This window comes from Caldimonas caldifontis (assembly GCF_002930615.1).
In the GTDB taxonomy this organism is placed as follows: Bacteria; Pseudomonadota; Gammaproteobacteria; order Burkholderiales; family Burkholderiaceae_C; genus Caldimonas; species Caldimonas caldifontis.
On sequence record NZ_PSNX01000004.1, the window covers coordinates 326,267 to 342,512 of the forward strand.

The 16,246-nt window shown below is 69.8% G+C and carries 14 protein-coding genes; 6 read left to right on the plus strand and 8 right to left on the minus strand.

Annotated features, from left to right (window positions below; genetic code table 11):
* Positions 1–25: 25 nt before the first annotated feature.
* The 5 genes from C1704_RS06780 to cadR form a co-directional block, all read right to left on the minus strand.
* Complete coding sequence (locus C1704_RS06780; protein ID WP_245876405.1) at positions 26–1,249, minus strand: TolC family protein; 1,224 nt, start codon at positions 1,247–1,249, stop codon at positions 26–28.
* Positions 1,250–1,524: 275 nt separating this feature from the next.
* Positions 1,525–1,887, minus strand: coding sequence for a DUF2946 family protein (locus C1704_RS06785; RefSeq protein WP_104301953.1), 363 nt, complete (start codon positions 1,885–1,887; stop codon positions 1,525–1,527).
* A 68-nt stretch (positions 1,888–1,955) separates the two neighbouring features.
* Positions 1,956–2,669: a transglutaminase-like domain-containing protein gene (locus tag C1704_RS06790; RefSeq protein ID WP_104301954.1), complete on the minus strand. Its 714-nt coding sequence runs from the start codon at positions 2,667–2,669 to the stop codon at positions 1,956–1,958.
* Positions 2,670–2,790: 121 nt separating this feature from the next.
* Positions 2,791–3,135: a CzcE family metal-binding protein gene (locus C1704_RS06795; RefSeq protein WP_104301955.1), complete on the minus strand. Its 345-nt coding sequence runs from the start codon at positions 3,133–3,135 to the stop codon at positions 2,791–2,793.
* Between the two features lie 139 nt (positions 3,136–3,274).
* Positions 3,275–3,718 (minus strand): Cd(II)/Pb(II)-responsive transcriptional regulator, encoded by a 444-nt coding sequence (gene cadR / locus C1704_RS06800; RefSeq protein ID WP_104301956.1) that lies wholly within the window; start codon positions 3,716–3,718, stop codon positions 3,275–3,277.
* A 98-nt stretch (positions 3,719–3,816) separates the two neighbouring features.
* On the opposite strand from cadR, the gene C1704_RS06805 reads away from it, so the two are divergent.
* Both C1704_RS06805 and C1704_RS06810 read left to right on the plus strand, forming a co-directional pair.
* Complete coding sequence (locus C1704_RS06805) at positions 3,817–6,126, plus strand: heavy metal translocating P-type ATPase (RefSeq protein ID WP_419186785.1); 2,310 nt, start codon at positions 3,817–3,819, stop codon at positions 6,124–6,126.
* A 93-nt stretch (positions 6,127–6,219) separates the two neighbouring features.
* Entirely contained in the window at positions 6,220–6,531 is a 312-nt protein-coding gene (locus tag C1704_RS06810) for a hypothetical protein (RefSeq protein WP_146076043.1), read from the plus strand.
* A 3-nt stretch (positions 6,532–6,534) separates the two neighbouring features.
* Here the strand turns inward: C1704_RS06810 and C1704_RS06815 are convergent, their stop codons facing one another.
* Together C1704_RS06815 and C1704_RS06820 are read right to left on the minus strand one after the other, a co-directional pair.
* Positions 6,535–7,863: a heavy metal sensor histidine kinase gene (locus C1704_RS06815; RefSeq protein WP_104301959.1), complete on the minus strand. Its 1,329-nt coding sequence runs from the start codon at positions 7,861–7,863 to the stop codon at positions 6,535–6,537.
* Positions 7,860–8,546, minus strand: a complete 687-nt coding sequence (locus C1704_RS06820; protein ID WP_104301960.1) for a heavy metal response regulator transcription factor — start codon at positions 8,544–8,546, stop codon at positions 7,860–7,862. Before C1704_RS06820 ends, C1704_RS06815 begins: the two co-directional genes overlap by 4 nt.
* A 149-nt stretch (positions 8,547–8,695) precedes the next feature.
* On the opposite strand from C1704_RS06820, the gene C1704_RS06825 reads away from it, so the two are divergent.
* Positions 8,696–9,028, plus strand: a complete 333-nt coding sequence (locus C1704_RS06825) for a DUF4148 domain-containing protein (protein WP_104301961.1) — start codon at positions 8,696–8,698, stop codon at positions 9,026–9,028.
* A 753-nt stretch (positions 9,029–9,781) separates the two neighbouring features.
* Here the strand turns inward: C1704_RS06825 and C1704_RS17560 are convergent.
* Positions 9,782–10,144: a hypothetical protein gene (locus C1704_RS17560; protein WP_170064641.1), complete on the minus strand. Its 363-nt coding sequence runs from the start codon at positions 10,142–10,144 to the stop codon at positions 9,782–9,784.
* A gap of 594 nt (positions 10,145–10,738) precedes the next feature.
* Between C1704_RS17560 and C1704_RS06835 the strand changes: the two genes are divergently transcribed.
* The 3 genes from C1704_RS06835 (at position 10,739) to C1704_RS06845 (ending at position 16,074) form a co-directional block, all read left to right on the plus strand.
* Positions 10,739–12,052 (plus strand): recombination directionality factor, encoded by a 1,314-nt coding sequence (locus C1704_RS06835; protein WP_104301962.1) that lies wholly within the window; start codon positions 10,739–10,741, stop codon positions 12,050–12,052.
* Positions 12,053–12,165: 113 nt separating this feature from the next.
* The gene (locus tag C1704_RS06840; protein ID WP_245876412.1) at positions 12,166–13,500 is read left to right on the plus strand and encodes a metallophosphoesterase family protein; all 1,335 of its coding nucleotides are present in this window, start codon (positions 12,166–12,168) and stop codon (positions 13,498–13,500) included.
* A 90-nt stretch (positions 13,501–13,590) separates the two neighbouring features.
* Positions 13,591–16,074: a DNA repair protein gene (locus C1704_RS06845; protein ID WP_104301963.1), complete on the plus strand. Its 2,484-nt coding sequence runs from the start codon at positions 13,591–13,593 to the stop codon at positions 16,072–16,074.
* Positions 16,075–16,246 lie beyond the last annotated feature (172 nt).

The window sequence follows — 16,246 nt, forward strand, 5'->3', positions numbered from 1 at the left end:
TGGTGATGGGCGAGGTCGGTGGCGATCACTGCGGCAGCAGCCCCAGCGCCTGGCGCCAGGCGGAGATCGCGGCGGCCAGTTCGATGCGGCTGCGCGCAGCCTGGCGCTCGGCCTCGGTGGCCTCGGCGTCGATGCGCAGGCGGGTCGGCAGGTCGGTCTCGCCGAGGCGGAACGACTTCTCGAAGAAGCCGCGGGTCTCGCGCGCCAGGGTGGCGCGGCGCTCCGCGGCGGCCAGCTGGCTGCGCGCCGCCTGCACACGCGCGACAGCGGACTCGCGTTCGGACTGAAGCCGCGCGCGGTCCAGGGCCAGCTGCGCCTGCGCTTCGGCCGCATCGGCACGGGCGCTGGCCACGCGGGCGTCGTGCCGCGGCCCGGCGCCGAAGGGGATGCGCACCGCCAGCGTGACCGTCTGGCCGTAGCGTTCCCCGCTCGCGCCGCGGTCGCGTGTCGTCGCGAGCGTCAGCTCCGGGTTGGCGCGCGATTGTGTCGAGGCCAATGCCGCGGCGCGCTCGGCGACGGTCGCACGGTCCCTCAGTTCGGCCAGCGCAGGATGCTGCGGTGGCTCGGCGGCGGCCGGGGGCTCGGGCTCGGCCACGGCGCTCGCGGTGGCCATGGGCGCCCAGGTGCCACCCGCCAGCGACTTGAGCTGCTGCAGGGCCACCGTCGTCCCCGCCTCGGCCTGCGCCACGGCGGCTTCGGCCGCGGCCACGGCGCCGTCGGCCTGGTGCTGGTCGGCCCGTGCCAGTTCACCGGCCTTCGCGCGGCGCGCCACGTCAGCCGCCAGGCGGCGGGCGCTGTCGAGTTGCGCGCGGGCGATCTCGGCTTCGACGCCGGCGCGCTGCCAGTTCCACCAGGCCTCGCGCACCGAGGCGGCCAGGCGCAGACGCGCGGCCTCGGCCCGGCTGCCGAGGGCGGCGGCCTCGGCATCGGCGAGTGCGCTGGTGTTGCGTCGCTCGCCGGGCAGCCACAGCGGCACGGCGACGCCGACCTCGAGCTCCCGCGCGCCGTCGTTGCGTGTGAGGCGGTCGGTCTTGTGGCTGGCCTCGAGCGCCGGTGGCTCCGGCGTCCAGGCCTCGGCGGCCCGCCGTTGGGCTTGCACCGCATCGCGGCGTGCCTGCAGGGAGAGCGATTCGGGCTGGCGCGCCCAGGCCGTTTCGAAGAGTTCCTTGAGGCTCGGCGCAGCAGCCGTCTGGGCCGTCGCGACGCCAGGCGCCAGGTTCACCAATGCGGCCAGGAGTGCCGCCGCCATGCCGCCACGGCCGGAGGCCCGGCGGGTCTGTCGTTGTGTTCGTGTTCTCGGATGCATCCGATGCTCCAGTGCTGTGGGAAAGACACGGGAGACCGGCGAGCGGCGACCAGGCGGTCGCGCCGACCCGAGCCAGGCTGCGCCCGATGCGTCGGGGCAGCGCGCTCAAGCGGCGACCAGGCGGTCGCGCCGACCCGAGCCAGGCTGCGCCCGATGCGTCGGGGCAGCGCGCTCAGGCGCGGACGGGGTTCAGTATGGGAAGAAGCCCGCCTCGCCGATCAGGCGAGGCGCGCCCACTGGGGGCGTTCGGGCTGGGCCGGCAGATGCTCGGAGCTGGGTGCCTCGGCCAGCCCGGGCGGCGCACTGCCCAAGGCGTTCGTCTTCAGGCCGACGGGAACGTCCAGCATGCCGGCGCAATGGCCATGGCAATGGCCGCAGTCGAAGTCGGCCGCGGTCGACGCCGAGCCGTCGGACTTGGCCTTGTCGCCGGCGCTGGCCCCATGCCGGTGATCGGCATGGTCGTGATGGCCGACATGGTCTGCTGCGGCGCCCGACTCGTGCATGCAGTAGTCGGCCACCGCCGCCCAGGAGAACTGGAGCGGCAGCAGGACCAGCAACAGGATCGCGAGCCAACGGCGCATGGAGGTGGAGTGTAGCGGCTACAGGGTTGACCGGAACGAGACAGGGCCGTGGGCTGTCGTGACGCAGGTCACCAGCGGCCAGCGCGCACGCGCGCCACGTTGTCGTTCATCCAGTGCCGTACGACATGCGCGAACAGCCAGCGCTTCAGGCCGCCGAGGTTGGAGCCGTGTCGCGCGTAGAAGGCGTCGGGATCGTCGAAGGTGCCGAAGTCGTCGACGATGCCATCCTTCTGGATGAAGGTGTCCTGCCCGCGCCACTCCACGGGCGGGGCCGAGAGGTCCGGCGTGGCGGCCCCGTAGCCGCAGAAGCGCTTGGCGCCGGGGAAGCGGCGCTGCAGGCTGCCCAGGTAGTCGGCATCGAGGATGAAGCCTTCGAGGTTCACCCACCGGCCCTCGTACCACACCTCGACCCAGCTGTGGATGATGCGTCGGGGCGCCAGGCGATACGCCAGCCCCGAGATCGCGCCGCGCTGCAGTGCCTTGTCGATCGTGAAACCGTGGAAGCGGCACGGCACTCCGGCCGCACGGAGCAGCGCCATCAGCAGCGTGCTCTTGGTGTTGCACTGGCCGATGCCGTCGGCCAGCACGCGCGAGGCGGGCAACTCGTCGCCCTCGTTGTAGCCGAAGGCGATCTCGTTGCGCACGAAGTCGTAGGCAGCCCCGATTCTTTCGCGCTCCGGCAACGCTCGCCAGTTCCGATCGGTGACCAGGCGCTCGATGTAGGGATTGCCGAAATTGAGAAGCGGCGTCGGGCGAAGGAGGAGAGACGACGTATTGGGCATTGCTCTGTCGGGATGGATTCAGGTTGACGAGTCCCGCATTCCAGACCCTGAAGCCACTACGGAGTCAAGCGCGTGCACCCGTCCGGGCCAAGCCCGGACGCATTGCCGGCACGGACGGTGCTCAGTTGCGATTGGCTGGATCGCGCGCGACGTAGGCGACCGCGCCTTTCGTGGCAAAGCCCGCCGGGGCGATCTTTGCCAGATCGACCCCGCGCCGATCCAATCCATTGAAGGTCCAGGCAAACTGCTGGCCCGCGTCACCGAGGAAGATGACCGTTTCGCCGTAGGCGATGTTCGGTCGTGCTACCTGGGCCAGGTCCACGACACGGGCGGCGCTCGAAGCGGCGGCCGGCTGGCCGTAGATCGACTGGCCGTTGAGGAAGGTCTCGCTCGCAGCGAAGCCGATGGCGGGAACCGCCGTTGCGAGTAGCACGGCGGCGCTGCGCAAGAAGGATGAGGAGTGCATGAGAGTCCCTTTCTGGATGTGATCGGCTGCCGAGCAGCCGCATGCCCGATGGCATGGCTGAGGACTCTAGAGACCGGCGCGGAACAGCTTCTGAACCGGAAGATGACAGTTCGGTCACTCAGACCGAGGCAGGCCGCGCTCAGTGCGCACCGTGAACGTGCCGGCGCCTTGTCGGCGCCAACGGGGCTGCGGCCGCGCGGTCGATGCCGGTGAGGATCCCGCACTCGGAAAGCGAATGGGGAGTCGCACAGCGCGCGCGCAGCGACTTGAGTTCCTTCTCCAGCGCCCGCAGTTCGCGGATCCGCTGTGCGACGTGGCCGATGTGTTCGTCGAGCAGCGCGTTGACCTCGCCGCAATCCTGCGCAGGCGACTCGCGCAGCGCGATCAATGCCCGGATCTCGTCGAGTGTCATGTCCAGGTTGCGGCACTGGCGGATGAAGGCGAGCCGTTCCAGATGGGCCGGCAGGTACATGCGGTAGTTGTTGTCTGCGCGCAGGGGTGGAGGCAGCAGGCCTTCGCGCTCGTAGAAACGGATGGTCTCGACCGGCGTTCCGGTCGCTTCGGCCAGGGCGCCGATCTTCATGGGTTCACCTCTTGCCCGGACTGGAGGGAAGGAAGCGCTTGACTCTACACCTGCTACAGGCTTTGCAATGGCGGGAAGGTCAACGAGGATCCCCTGCCATGAATCGCCTTTCCAACAAGCCAGTCCCTGGCCATGCTCACTCGCCCGGCGATGACCATGACCAAGCGGCGGCATGCGACAGCCTGAACCCGGCCCGCTCGGATGAGCGCTGCGGTGCCTGCGGCCCGGCCGCTGGTGCTGCCTCCGTGCCATCGCCTGTCCCCGGGGCCACTGAGGCAGGGCGCAGCTACCGGATCGCCACGATGGACTGTGCCGCCGAGGAGGCTGAGATTCGCCGCGCCGTCGATGGCCTGTCCGGCCTGCGCGGCCTGCGCTTCAATCTCGGCCAGCGCCTGCTCACCATCGACGCCGACGATTCCGCCGTGGAGCCGGCGCTCGCGGCCATTCGAAAGGTCGGCTTTGATCCGCAGCCCGTCGCGCCGGCCGTGAAGGCGGATGGTCATTCGTCGGGGGACGGGCACGATCATGAGGTCGTACGAGGCCAGCTGCCCAAGCTGGCCGCGGCGCTGCTGCTGGCCATCTGTGCCGAGGTCATCGGCTACTTCGCGCCGGAGACGCTGGTGTGGCGGGGCGCCGGCCTGGCCGTGGCCGCCGTCGCCATCTGGCTGGCCGGCTTCGACGTCTACAAGAAAGGTCTGACGGCGCTGCGCCATGGCCGGCTCAACATCAACGCGCTGATGACGGTGGCGGTGACGGGCGCCTTCGTCATCGGCCAGTGGCCTGAAGCCGCGATGGTGATGGCGCTGTACGCCATCGCCGAGGCCATCGAGGCGCGTGCGGTCGACCGAGCGCGCAACGCCATCAAGGGACTGCTCGCGCTGGCGCCGGAAGAGGCTTCGGTCCGGCAGCCCGACGGCAGCTGGGCCACGCAGCCTGTGGGCGTGGTGGCCGTGGGTGCGCTGCTGCGGGTGAAGCCGGGAGAGCGCGTGCCGATGGACGGCATCGTCCGTTCCGGCCAGACCAGCATCAACCAGGCGCCGGTGACGGGCGAGAGCATCCCGGTCGACAAGGGTGCAGGCGATCCCGTCTTCGCGGGGACCATCAACGACTCGGGCACCTTCGAGTTCGAGGTCACGGCAGCCGCCTCCAATTCGACCCTCGCCCGGATCATCCATGCCGTCGAGGAAGCCCAGGCCACGCGCGCGCCGACGCAGGGCTTCGTCGACCGATTCGCGGCCGTCTACACGCCGGCCGTCTTCGTCATCGCGGTGGCGGTGGCTCTGCTCGGCCCGTGGCTGCTCGGCTGGACCTGGCTGCAGGCGGTCTACAAGGCACTCGTGCTGCTCGTCATCGCCTGCCCGTGTGCGCTGGTGATCTCCACGCCGGTGACCATCGTCAGCGGCCTGGCGGCCGCCGCGCGGCGCGGCATCCTGATCAAAGGCGGCATCTACCTCGAGGAAGCGCGCAAGCTCAAGGCCATCGCCCTGGACAAGACCGGCACCATCACCGAGGGCAAGCCGCGGCTGGTGGACTGGTCCGTGGTGGAGGCCGGCACGGATCCGGCGGTGGCCGAGCACATCGCGGTCGTGCTCGCCAGCCACTCCGACCACCCGGTCTCCAAGGCCATCGCAGCGGGTCTGAGGCCCAACAGCGTCGAGGCTCGCAACTTCACGGCACTGACCGGTCGCGGGGTACAGGCCGAGGTCGATGGCGTGACCTACGTCCTCGGCAACCACCGGTTGATCGAGGAGCGCCGTCAGTGCTCGCCAGCGTTGGAGGCACAGCTGAAGCGACACGAAGAGGCGGGCCGCACGGTCACGCTGCTGGCCACGCCCGAGCGGGTGATCGCGCTGTTTGCCGTCGCCGACACCATCAAGCCCTCGTCGCGCGAAGCCGTGGCGTCGCTGAGGGCGCTGGGCATCACGCCCGTGATGCTGACCGGCGACAACCAGGCCACCGCCAGCGCCGTGGCCCACGAAGCCGGCATCGAGCAGGCGCGCGGCAACCTGCTGCCGGAGCACAAGCTTGAGGCCATCAAGGCGCTGCAGCGAGAGATGGGCCCGACGGCGATGACCGGCGACGGCATCAACGACGCGCCGGCGCTGGCACAGGCGGACATCGGCGTGGCGATGGGCGCCGCCGGCACGGACACGGCGATGGAGGCCGCCGACGTCGTTGTGATGAACGACGACCTGCGGCGCATCGGGGAGGCGGTGGAGCTGTCTCGGTCCACGCACGCCGTGCTGTGGCAGAACATCACCCTCGCTCTGGGCATCAAGGCCGTGTTCCTGATCCTGGCCGTCTTCGGCAGCGCGACGATGTGGATGGCCGTGTTCGCGGACATGGGCGCAAGTCTTCTGGTCGTGCTCAACGGCCTTCGCCTGTTGGGCAAGGCGCCCAAAGGCTGAGCCGCCAATCTGACTGAACTGTCATCCAGGCGTTCAGGACCTGTTGGGATGGCGGGCCGAGACTGTGGCTGTCTCAACCCACTCCTGTACCCCATGAAGTCCACCCTGCGCGCCACGATGGCGCTTGTCTCGATGACCTTTGCCGGCGCGGCTTTCGCTGCACCCACCTGCACGGCCGATGTCGCCCGCATGAAGCGCCTGGACGACCGTGCACCTGCGCCTGCTGCGGCCACGGCGCCGGCCACCAGCGGCATCACGTTGGCCCAGGCGAAGAAGCTGGATGGTGCTGGCATGGTCGTGCCGTCTGCCTCGCTGTCCGGCGGACTGACCCTGGCCGAAGCCAAGCGGCTGGATCGCATGCCGGCCGCCGGGCGAGGACGCGACATCGCAGGCAGCTGCCTCTGACCCTCAGACCGCATCAGGCCCGCGCGCCGGCAGGACCAGGCCAACGGCCGTGACGCCGCCGGCCGAACTGGCCCGGACGGCGCCGCCGTGCATGCGGGCGATAGCGGCCACGATGGCCAGCCCCAGGCCATGGTTGCGGTCCCCGCCAGCGCGCGCGGCGTCGGCCCGGTAGAACCGGTCGAACAGGCGGGGCAGGTGGTCGGCGGAAATCGTCTCGCCCCGGTTCTCGACCCGGACGGCGACCTCGTCGTCGCGGTTGGCGATTCGGACGGTCACGCAACTGCCGCGTTCAGCGTAGCGCGTGGCGTTCCCGATCAGGTTCGACAGCGCGCGCTGTACCAGGCGGACATCGACCTCGCAGCGAGCATCGCCCTCGATCGTGCAGCGCAGCCCGGCGTCCTCCAGCGCGGCCTCGTGCAGATCGGCCACCGGGCGTGCAATCTCCGCCAGGCTTTGCACGGGCTCGCGACGTGCCTGGGCGCCTCGGTCCGCCTGCGAGAGAAACAGCATGTCCTGGATGATGAGCGACATGCGCTGCAGATCCTCCAGCTGGTCGCCGAGGATGTCGCGCAGCGTCTCGGCGTCGCGCGCCTTGCGCAGCGCGAGTTCGGTTCCTCCGATCAGCGTGGACAGCGGCGTGAACAGTTCATGGGCCACGTCGGCATTGAAGGCCTCCAGCTGAGCGTAGGCCCGGTGCAGCCGCTCAAGGAGGTCGTTGACGTGTGACACCAGGGGCGCCAACTCCTCGGGCTGGTCGGAGCCGTCGAGCCTGTGATGCAACGTGTCGGCTGCCAGGGCCTGGACCTGCTCTGCCAGTGCGCGAACGGGCCGCAGTCCGAACTGCACCAGCGCGAAACCGCCCAGGGCGATCACGACCGAGCCTGCGAGCGCGGCGGCGACCAGGGTGCGCGCGAGGCGGGACAGCACGCGGTCGTCGTCGCTCGTGTCCAGTGTGAGCGTGGCGAGGACGGAGCCGGATGGGGACGCCGCCTCGAACTGCACGACGACCGTCCGGCGCCCCGCCGGAACCGGTGCGCCCGCGTAGATCGGCCTACCCCGCGCGTCGGACAGTGTCAGCGCCAGGTCCTGCCGGCCGACCATCGCGTCTTCGAGCTTGTGCGTCAGGATTGCGGCGTCGAGTCCGTCCGCCTCGGCGATCAGGTGGCGAACCTGCTGCTGCTTCTGGCGCAGCGTCTCCGCCTGGCGATCTCCGAAGCTCAAGGCCGTGGCTGTGTAGATCCCCAGGCATGTCATCGCCAGACCCGCGAGCGCGAGCAGCGCAAGCCAACGTGCCAGCCGGCGACCCAGCGACCCCGCGTGCAGCCGCTTCATGGTCCGCGTTCCTCCAGCACGTAGCCCATGCCCCTGACGGTGTGCAGCAAGGGTCGATCGAAGGGCAGATCCAGCTTGCCCCGCAGGCGCCGGATCGCGACGTCGATGACGTTCGTCCCATGGTCGAAGTTGACATCCCACACCTGTTCGGCGATCTCGGTGCGGGAGAGGACCTCGCCCTTGCGGCGCATCAGCAGCGTGAGCAGCTGGAATTCCTTGGCCGAGAGATCCAGGCGCTGGCCGGCCCGTGTCGCGCGCCGCCGCGCCATGTCGAGCTCGAGTTCGCCGAGCGTCAGGACGAGCGCATCGGGCGCCGGGGCGACTCCCGATGCGCGGCGCAGCAGCACCTCGATGCGGGCCACCAGCTCGGAGAACGCAAACGGCTTGACGAGGTAGTCGTCGGCACCTGCCTTCAGGCCCCGCACCCGGTCTTCCACGCGGTGGCGCGCCGTCAGCATGATGACCGGGGTCTGCTTGCTCTGCCGCAGCGCGGCGAGCAGGCCCAGCCCGTCGATGCCCGGCAGCATGGCATCCAGCACGATCAGGTCGTGGCTGCCTTCCGTGGCCAGGTGCAGGCCGTCGATGCCGTTGCCGGCCACCTCCACGACATAGCCTTCCTCCGCCAGGCCCTTGCGAAGGTAGTCGGCGAGCTTGGCTTCGTCCTCCACGATCAGCAGCTTCACAGGCCGACCTCCTGGCAGGCGCACGTCGTCACTGTCCGAACTGTCATCTGCACGTTTCCTCTTCGTTGGATGCCGCTTCCTACAGTGGGCACATGCCTTCGGGCATGACTTCGCAGACCACCTGCTCCAACCCCTGAAAGGACCCCGTCATGAATACGCTCCGTCTTGCCCTGCCGGTCATCGCCATCGCGATGTCTTTCCCGCTGGCGGCGCAGGCCAGCTCGGTCTGGCACCCGGCGCCCGGCGAAGCCGGTGTCACCTACCACCCCGATCACTTCAAGAGCACCAAGACCCGAGCTCAGGTGATGGCGGAGGTCGACGCGGCGCGCAAGGACGGCACGCTCCTGCTGCTGCAGCGAGGAGCACCTCTGCCCGTCAAGAGCTCCCAGCCGCCGAAGACCCGGCAGCAGGTCATCGACGAGATGCGTGCCGAGTCGCCCGAGGCGCGGCGTGCACGGATCGAGCTCTATCCGGGCGGCTGATCGCCGGAGGCCTTTCGCGGAGGACGCGGCGGTCGCTTGGGCGGTTTGCCGCGCCGCGGGCCCTTGGCTCGTTGCTTCTTCGGCCCTCGCAGTCGCTCGCCAAGACTCGCGGAGTAGCTTCGTGGTGCCGGAGCCGGCTTGCGCGGGTGCCGCCGGCACCGCCAGCGATGGAGAGCAAGGGCGACGAGCGCTGCCAGCAGCATGCCGACCCAGATCCACGTCATCCCAAGCGTGACGTCTGGATCGGCCAGCCGGGATCTCATCTCGCCGCCTGCATGTCCGCGAGGGGCGCGTCGCTCTGCACCCGGAAGTCGCCTGGTCGCAGAGGCAGTCAGCCAAAGTCTGCGGCCAGTTGGGCGTCAGGCGAGCACTCGCCCGGCACTGGTTCGATGGCATGCAATCCCGCTGCAGTCTCCGTCTGCGCTGCAGCAGAACCTGGTACGAATTGCAGCCATGCGGCGACGAGCGCCGCTGCCAGGCCACCGAGCCCGGAGGCCCGGCCGGTCTGTCGATGTGTTCGTGTTCTCGGATGCATCCGATGCTCCAGTGCTGGGGGGAAGACACGGGAGACCGGCGAGCGGCGACCAGGCGGTCGCGCCGACCCGAGCCAGGCTGCGCCCGATGCGTCGGGGCAGCGCGCTCAAGCGGCGACCAGGCGGTCGCGCCGACCCGAGCCAGGCTGCGCCCGATGCGTCGGGGCAGCGCGCTCAGGCGCGGACGGGGTTCAGTAAGGGAAGAAGCCCGCCTCGCCGATCAGGCGAGGCACGCCCACTGAGGGCGTTCGAGCTGGGCCGGCAGGTGCTCGGCACTGGGTGCCTCGGCCAGCCTGGGCGGCGCACTACCCACGGCGTGCGCCTTCAGGCCGGCGGGAAAGTCCAGCATGCCGGCGCAATGGCCATGGCAATGGCCGCAGTCGAAGTCGACCGCGGTCGACGCCGAGCCGTCGGCCTTGGACTTGTCGCTGGCGCTGGCCCCATGCCGGTGGTCGCCATGGTCGTGATGACCGACATGGTCGGCGCCTGCACCTGACTCGTGCATGCAGTAATCCGCCACGGCCGCCCAGGACATCTGGGTGGGCAGCAGGATCAGCAACAGGATCGCGAGGCAACGGCGCATGGAGGTAGAGTGTAGCGGCTACAGGAGTGACCGGATTCAGGCCGCCGAGGTTGGAGCCGCGTCGCGCGTGGAAGGCGTAGGGATCGTCGAAGGTGCCGAAGTCGTCGACGATGCCGTCCCTCTGAATGAAGGTGTCCTGCCCGCGCCACTCCGCGGTCGGGGCCGAGAGGTCCGGCGTGGCGGCCCCATAGCCGCAGAAGCGCTTCGCGCCGGGGAAGCGGCGCTGCAGGCTGCCCAGGTAGTCGGCGTCGAGGATGAGGCCTTCGAGGTTCACCGGGTCAAAGGCGTCAAGCGAAGAGGCAGACCGCACGATCTCGCTGCTCGCCACGCCTGAGCGCGTCATCGCTCTGTTTGACGTCGCCGACATGTTCAGGCCCTCGTCGCGCGAGGCCGTCGCCTCGGTTTGGTCGCTGGGCTTTACGCCGATGATCCGCCAAGCGAGACGGGCCGCTCGCGGGGCGCAAGCAGGTGCATATCGCTGCCGCGCGAAGGACTGCGGGTCGTGTCAGTCGGAGCGGCAACCGAGGTTGAAATCCGAGACTGAGGCGAGACGATGGTTTGTCGGAATCCCCCGACGCCTACCGAGGAACGCCGATGGCCTCTTCAACATCCCCCGATCCCCGGCCCGCCGTCGTGCTGCACGGCGGGCCCACCGCTCTGCCGACCCTGCTGGGTAACGGTACAAACGGAACGCCCCGCCTGCCCGCGGGCGGCAAGATCCGCGCGGGCATCAAGGTCCTGACCCGTCGGGCTGCCGAGGTGCCGCGTGCGCAGACGATCTACGAACAGGGCCTGAACCAGGGCCAGTCGTTCGACCAGATCGAGCGTGCGCTGGCCGAGGCCTGCCCTGAGCTCAAGAGCCCGCTCGTTCCGCGCAACGTGCCGTGGTTCACCGTGCGCGCCCAGGACTTCCCGAATCCCCAACTGGCAACGCAGATCCTCGACCTTCATGGCGAGGACCGCGGCGAGGGCCGGCGTCTCTACCGCTTCCCGGTGGTGTTCCCGACCGATCGCTGGCAGAGCGTGATGCCACATGAACTGGCCACCTGGGGTGCGCAGGACAAGCGCTTCTGGTCCGAGTATTCGACCGACGGACGGTGGCGCCACTGCATGACGCGCGCGCCGGTGCCGGTGGACGCGACGGGGCGCCGCACGGTGCGGCTGTTCGGCGGCCGCAAGGCGATTCCGCGCGAGGACAACGGCGGGCTGTGCCAGCCGGAGTCCTGCCCGGAGTACCAGCAGCGGCAGTGCAACCTCACCGGACGCTTCCTGTTCTTCATCCCCGGCATCCGATCGATCAGCGCCTTCGAGCTGCACACGCGAAGCTTCTACGCGATGAATGCGGCGATCCGCACCTTCGAGACCGTGGCGTTCCTGCGGGGTGGTCGACTGGCCGGTTTCCTGGACCGCCAGGGCACGCCGTTCTACCTGACCAAGCGGCTGATGGAGGTGGCGCACATCGATGACCAGGGGCGGCCTGTCCGGGTGCCGCAGTGGATCATGGAACTGGAAGCGCCGGTCGACGTGGCGACGCTGATGCGGGAGCAGGACGATCAGGACACCGTGCTCCTGCAGGCCGATGTTGCCGCCCGCGTGCTCCAGGGGCACAGGGGGAGCGCTTCCTCGACGCCAGGGAAGGGGCCGAAGTCCGTCGACGAACCTGTAGCTGCGAGCGATCCCACGGCGGACGGCGTGCCGCCCACGCTGGAGCATGTGCTCGGGCGGCTGACCGCGATGGGCGTGCCTGCGCAGACATGGCTCAGCTATGCGGCCACGCGCTGGGGTCCGGGGTGGAAGCTCAATCCGCAAGGGCGGCAGCGGGCCTTCGGCGAGCTGGAGCGTTTCCGGAACGATCCGAAGGGCTACGCGGACAAGGTCAACGCCGTGCTGCAGCAGGTGGCTTCGTGAGCGCGCCGGGACAACGGCCCGGCGGAACCGGTGCGCAGGGCGCAAGGGTGTCGCGCATCCCGGATCGGCATCCGCGAGCGCACGGTCCGCACCTTCAGGCGCATCGCTTGAGGGTGGCGCACCTGTCCGACCTGCACTACGGGCCGCGCCACCTGGAGGAGGCCGATCGCTGCTTCTCGGCGGCCGTGGACCGCGCCATCGAACTCGCCGTCGATGTGGCCGTGATCTCCGGGGATGCCACCGATCACGCCCTGGATCTGCATGCGCCTGCGGCCTTGCGTCTGCTGGCGCAGGTGCGGCGGCTGGCCGACCAATGCCCTGTGCTGATGCTCCAGGGCACCTGGTCGCACGAGCCGCCCGGCACGCTGTCCGTGTTCAGGATGCTGGGAAGCCGCCATCGGGTCTTCGTCGCGGACCGGATTGGTCAGGTGGCGTTGATAGTCAGCGCATCGTCTCGGGACCTGTCGGCGACCGATGCGTCTTGCGCCGACCTCTGGCTCGCGTCCGAAGGCCCACGATTCGCGGAGGTGCCGCCTGGCGCCAGGGCACTGTTCACCTGCATTCCGTCGATCAACAAGGCGGCCGTCGCGGCAGCGGTCGGCGCCACCGCTGCCGCCGAGGCCCAGGGCGAGCAGCTGGCCCGGCTGCTGCAGGGCTACGCCGGCATCCACGGCGTGGCCCGTGCTGCCGGCGTGCCGACGCTCGCGGTGTCGCATGGCACGGTCTTCGGCTGCGTGACAGAGCACGGCGTGCCGATGGCCGGGTTCGACCACGAGTTCACAACCGGGGCGCTGCTCAGCACCGGCGCGCAGGCCACCTTGCTCGGCCACATCCACCGGCACCAGGCCTGGACCCAAGGGGAGGGCGAGCGGCGCCAGTGCATTGCCTACGCGGGGTCGATCGGTCGCTTCCACCACGGTGAGCAGGGCGACAAGGGGTTCCTGCTGTGGGAATTCGGACCGGGCGGGGTGGACTGTCGCCTCGAGCCGACCCCTGCAAGACGGACGCTGGACATCGTGTTCGAGGGCCGGCCCGATCTGGACCAGTTGCGAGATGCGGCGAGCGCGCAGGAACTGGCCGGCGTCAGCGTGCGGGTCCGATGGACGGTGGCCGACGAGGACCGGCACGAGGTGGACCGCGGTGCCATCGAGCGCGCCCTGTCCGCCGCCGCCGATGTGCAGCTCGAGGGGCGGATCGTGCCTGTGGTGCGCACCCGCGCGCCCGGCATCTCGCAGCTCGTCAATCTGGCCGACAAGGTTAGGGCCTGGGCCACGGCGACGGACGTCCACGCGCAGCCGCTGCTGGAGTGCCTGGAACGGGTGACGACGACCGAACCCGAGGACATCGTCGCGGCAGTCCTGGCGATCCCCGATGCCGGTGCCAAGGCACAGGGTGGCCTTGACCCGGCCGAGAAGGATCCGAGACTGGACCTCTTCGAGACGGCCTGAAACGGCGCCTGAACAGCGGCCGAAGGGCGCCCAGGCTGCTTCACCTCCCACCACACCCATCGCGCCGCCCAGCGGCGCTGGAGGCATGCCATGCAACCACTCTCTCTCAGGCTCCGGGGCTTCCGGGGCATCCGCGACGGCCTCGGGCTGGACGAGCTGACCCTCGATCTGGAGCGGCTGGCCGATGGTGCCGCGCTGGTCGCCATCGCAGGCGCCAACGGCCGCGGCAAGTCCACGGTGATGGACAACCTGCATCCCTACCTGACCATGCCGTCGCGGGCGGCGCAGTCCGGGCCGGGCGGCTTCTCGTACTACGACCAGGTCTGCATGCCGGAGAACGAGAAGGACCTGCACTGGGCGCACGCCGGGCGCTGCTACCGCTCGCAGGTGGTCATCCGGATGAACGGCCGAACCGGGAGCCGCCGCAGGACCGAGGCCTATCTGCTGATGCTGGATGACGCCGGCACGTGGTCTCCCGCCGCGCTGCCCGACGGCACCGTCTCCGATGGCAAGGTCGAGACGTATGCGCGATGCGTCGAGGCCATCTGCGGGCCGGCGGACACCTTCTTCACGTCGGTCTTCTCGGCACAGGGGAAGCGGCAACTCAGCACCTACCGCAATGGCGAGATCAAGGCCCTGCTGGCCGATCTGCTGGGGCAGGAGGACATCCGCGCGCTCGGTCAGAAGGCGGGCGAGACGGCGCGGCAGCTGAAGGCGGCTCTGGCGGCGTTGCGCGCTGAAGCGACCGCGTTCGATGCCGAGCGCCAGCGGTTGGAGGATGACGCCCGTCGATGGCAGGGCGCGGATGAGAGGGTCAAGGCGGCGCAAGCCAGCCGGCAGGCGGCCCATGAACAACGGGAAGCTGCGCGAACGCAAGAGGCGTCGTTGATGGCCCTGCAGGAGCAGGCCAAGGCTGCCGAGAGCCGGCGAGCGCAGTTGGTGGAGGAACTGGCGGGCGCCCGTGCCCAGGGTGATCGCACCCTGCAGGACCTGCGCACGCAGGACCGGGAGGCAACGGAGCAACTCGCACGGCTCGACGGTCGTGTGGCGCAGCGTGTCGCGCAGGCCAGGGCGCAGCGCGAACGACTGGAGGCCCGCATCCGGTCCCTGCAGCGGGCGCTGGCGGACGAGGGCGCGGTCGCTCGAGCCGGCCGCCGTCTGCCGCTGGCGACAGAGGTGGTGCGTCGCCGCGAGGACCGCGTGCTGGCGCTTCGCGATGCCGTCCAGGACCTTGCGCGTCGTCGCGATGCTGTCGCAGGGATCGGGCAGCGGCTGGCATCGCTCGAGCGCGAGGCGGGCCAGGCCGCGCTCCAGGCGGAAGACCTGAGCCGCCGCCTGGCCCTGAGCAACCGCGTGCCCTGCAGCGGCATGCCCATGCAGGGTCAATGCACCCTTTTGTCGGACGCACGCGAAGCGGCCGCGCTGGCGCCGAGCGCCCTGCATCGGATTCGTCAACTCGCTGCGGAGCGGGACAGTCTTCGGCTTGAACTGCAGGCCCAGCAAGAGGCGGTGAGCCTCAACGTTGGCGCACCGCAGAGCCTGAGCCGAGCCGAGTGCCAGTCGAGGCGAGCCCTGGCCCGTCAGACGGCCTATGCCGCCTTGGCTGCGCGCGGGGCGGAGATAGGCCAGGCGCGCGCGGGTCTTGTCGAAGCGGAGGACGAACTCGTCGCTCTTCCACCTACTCAAGACCCGTCGGCCGGGGCGGAAATCGCGATCGACACCGACTCCGAAGCGGCTGAGCGCCAGCAGATCATCGCCAGCCGGATGCGCGTTGCCGAGCGTGTCTCGCTGCTGGAAGCTCAGACCCAGGCGGCCATCCAGCGACTCCAGACCGCGATCGATGCACTGCCGTCACCGCCGGATGCTGCGCGGCTCGTACAGGCCCGGGCCCAGGTGGAGCGCTGGCAATGTGTCCTGGATGAGGCGGAGCGCTCGCATCTGGCTGCCGTCCGCGACGCGCAGGCGCTTGCCGCCCTGTCGGCCCTGATGGAGGAGCATGGCCGGAGGCGCGACGCAGCCGCGGCCCGCACGGCACGGGTGGAGCGGGAACTTGCCAATTGGCTGCTGTTCGCCCGCTGCATGGGCAACGATGGCCTGATCGCGCTGGCCATCGACGATGCGGGGCCGACCTTGTCCGGCCTGGTGAACGATCTGCTGCTGGCCTGCTATGGCCCGCGCTTCACGGTGGCCATCGAGACCTTGCAGGAGACGGCCAAGGGCGAGCAGCGCGAGGGCTTCGACATCCGCGTCTACGACGCAGAGTCGGGCGAGGACAAGAGCGTCACGGCGATGAGCGGCGGCGAGAAGGTCTGGATCAACGAGTGCTTGGTGCGGGCCGTGGCGCTGTATTTGGCGCAGAACACCGGCCGGCGCTACGACACCCTGTTCTCCGACGAGACCGACGGACCGCTGGACCCGGAGCGCAAGCGCATGTTCATGGCGATGAAGCGGCGGGTGCTGGAACTGGGTGGCTACGCGCGGGAATTCTTCGTGTCGCAGACGACGGAGCTGACAGCGATGGCGGATGCGGTGATCGATCTCGAGTCGATGACTGCGCCTGGATGCTTGGCCTGATCGTCTGGTTCCCCACCGCAGCACATGCAACACAGCGAAGCGTTCCTGTCTGCGGGCGTTCGCCGCGCATGAACCAAGTGGCCGCTCTCCCCCCTATCGGATGGCGCAGGTTCAGGCGTTGTACCGGCGCATGACGGCGGTGGCTAGCGGCTGCATGGCGGCCAGTGACTGA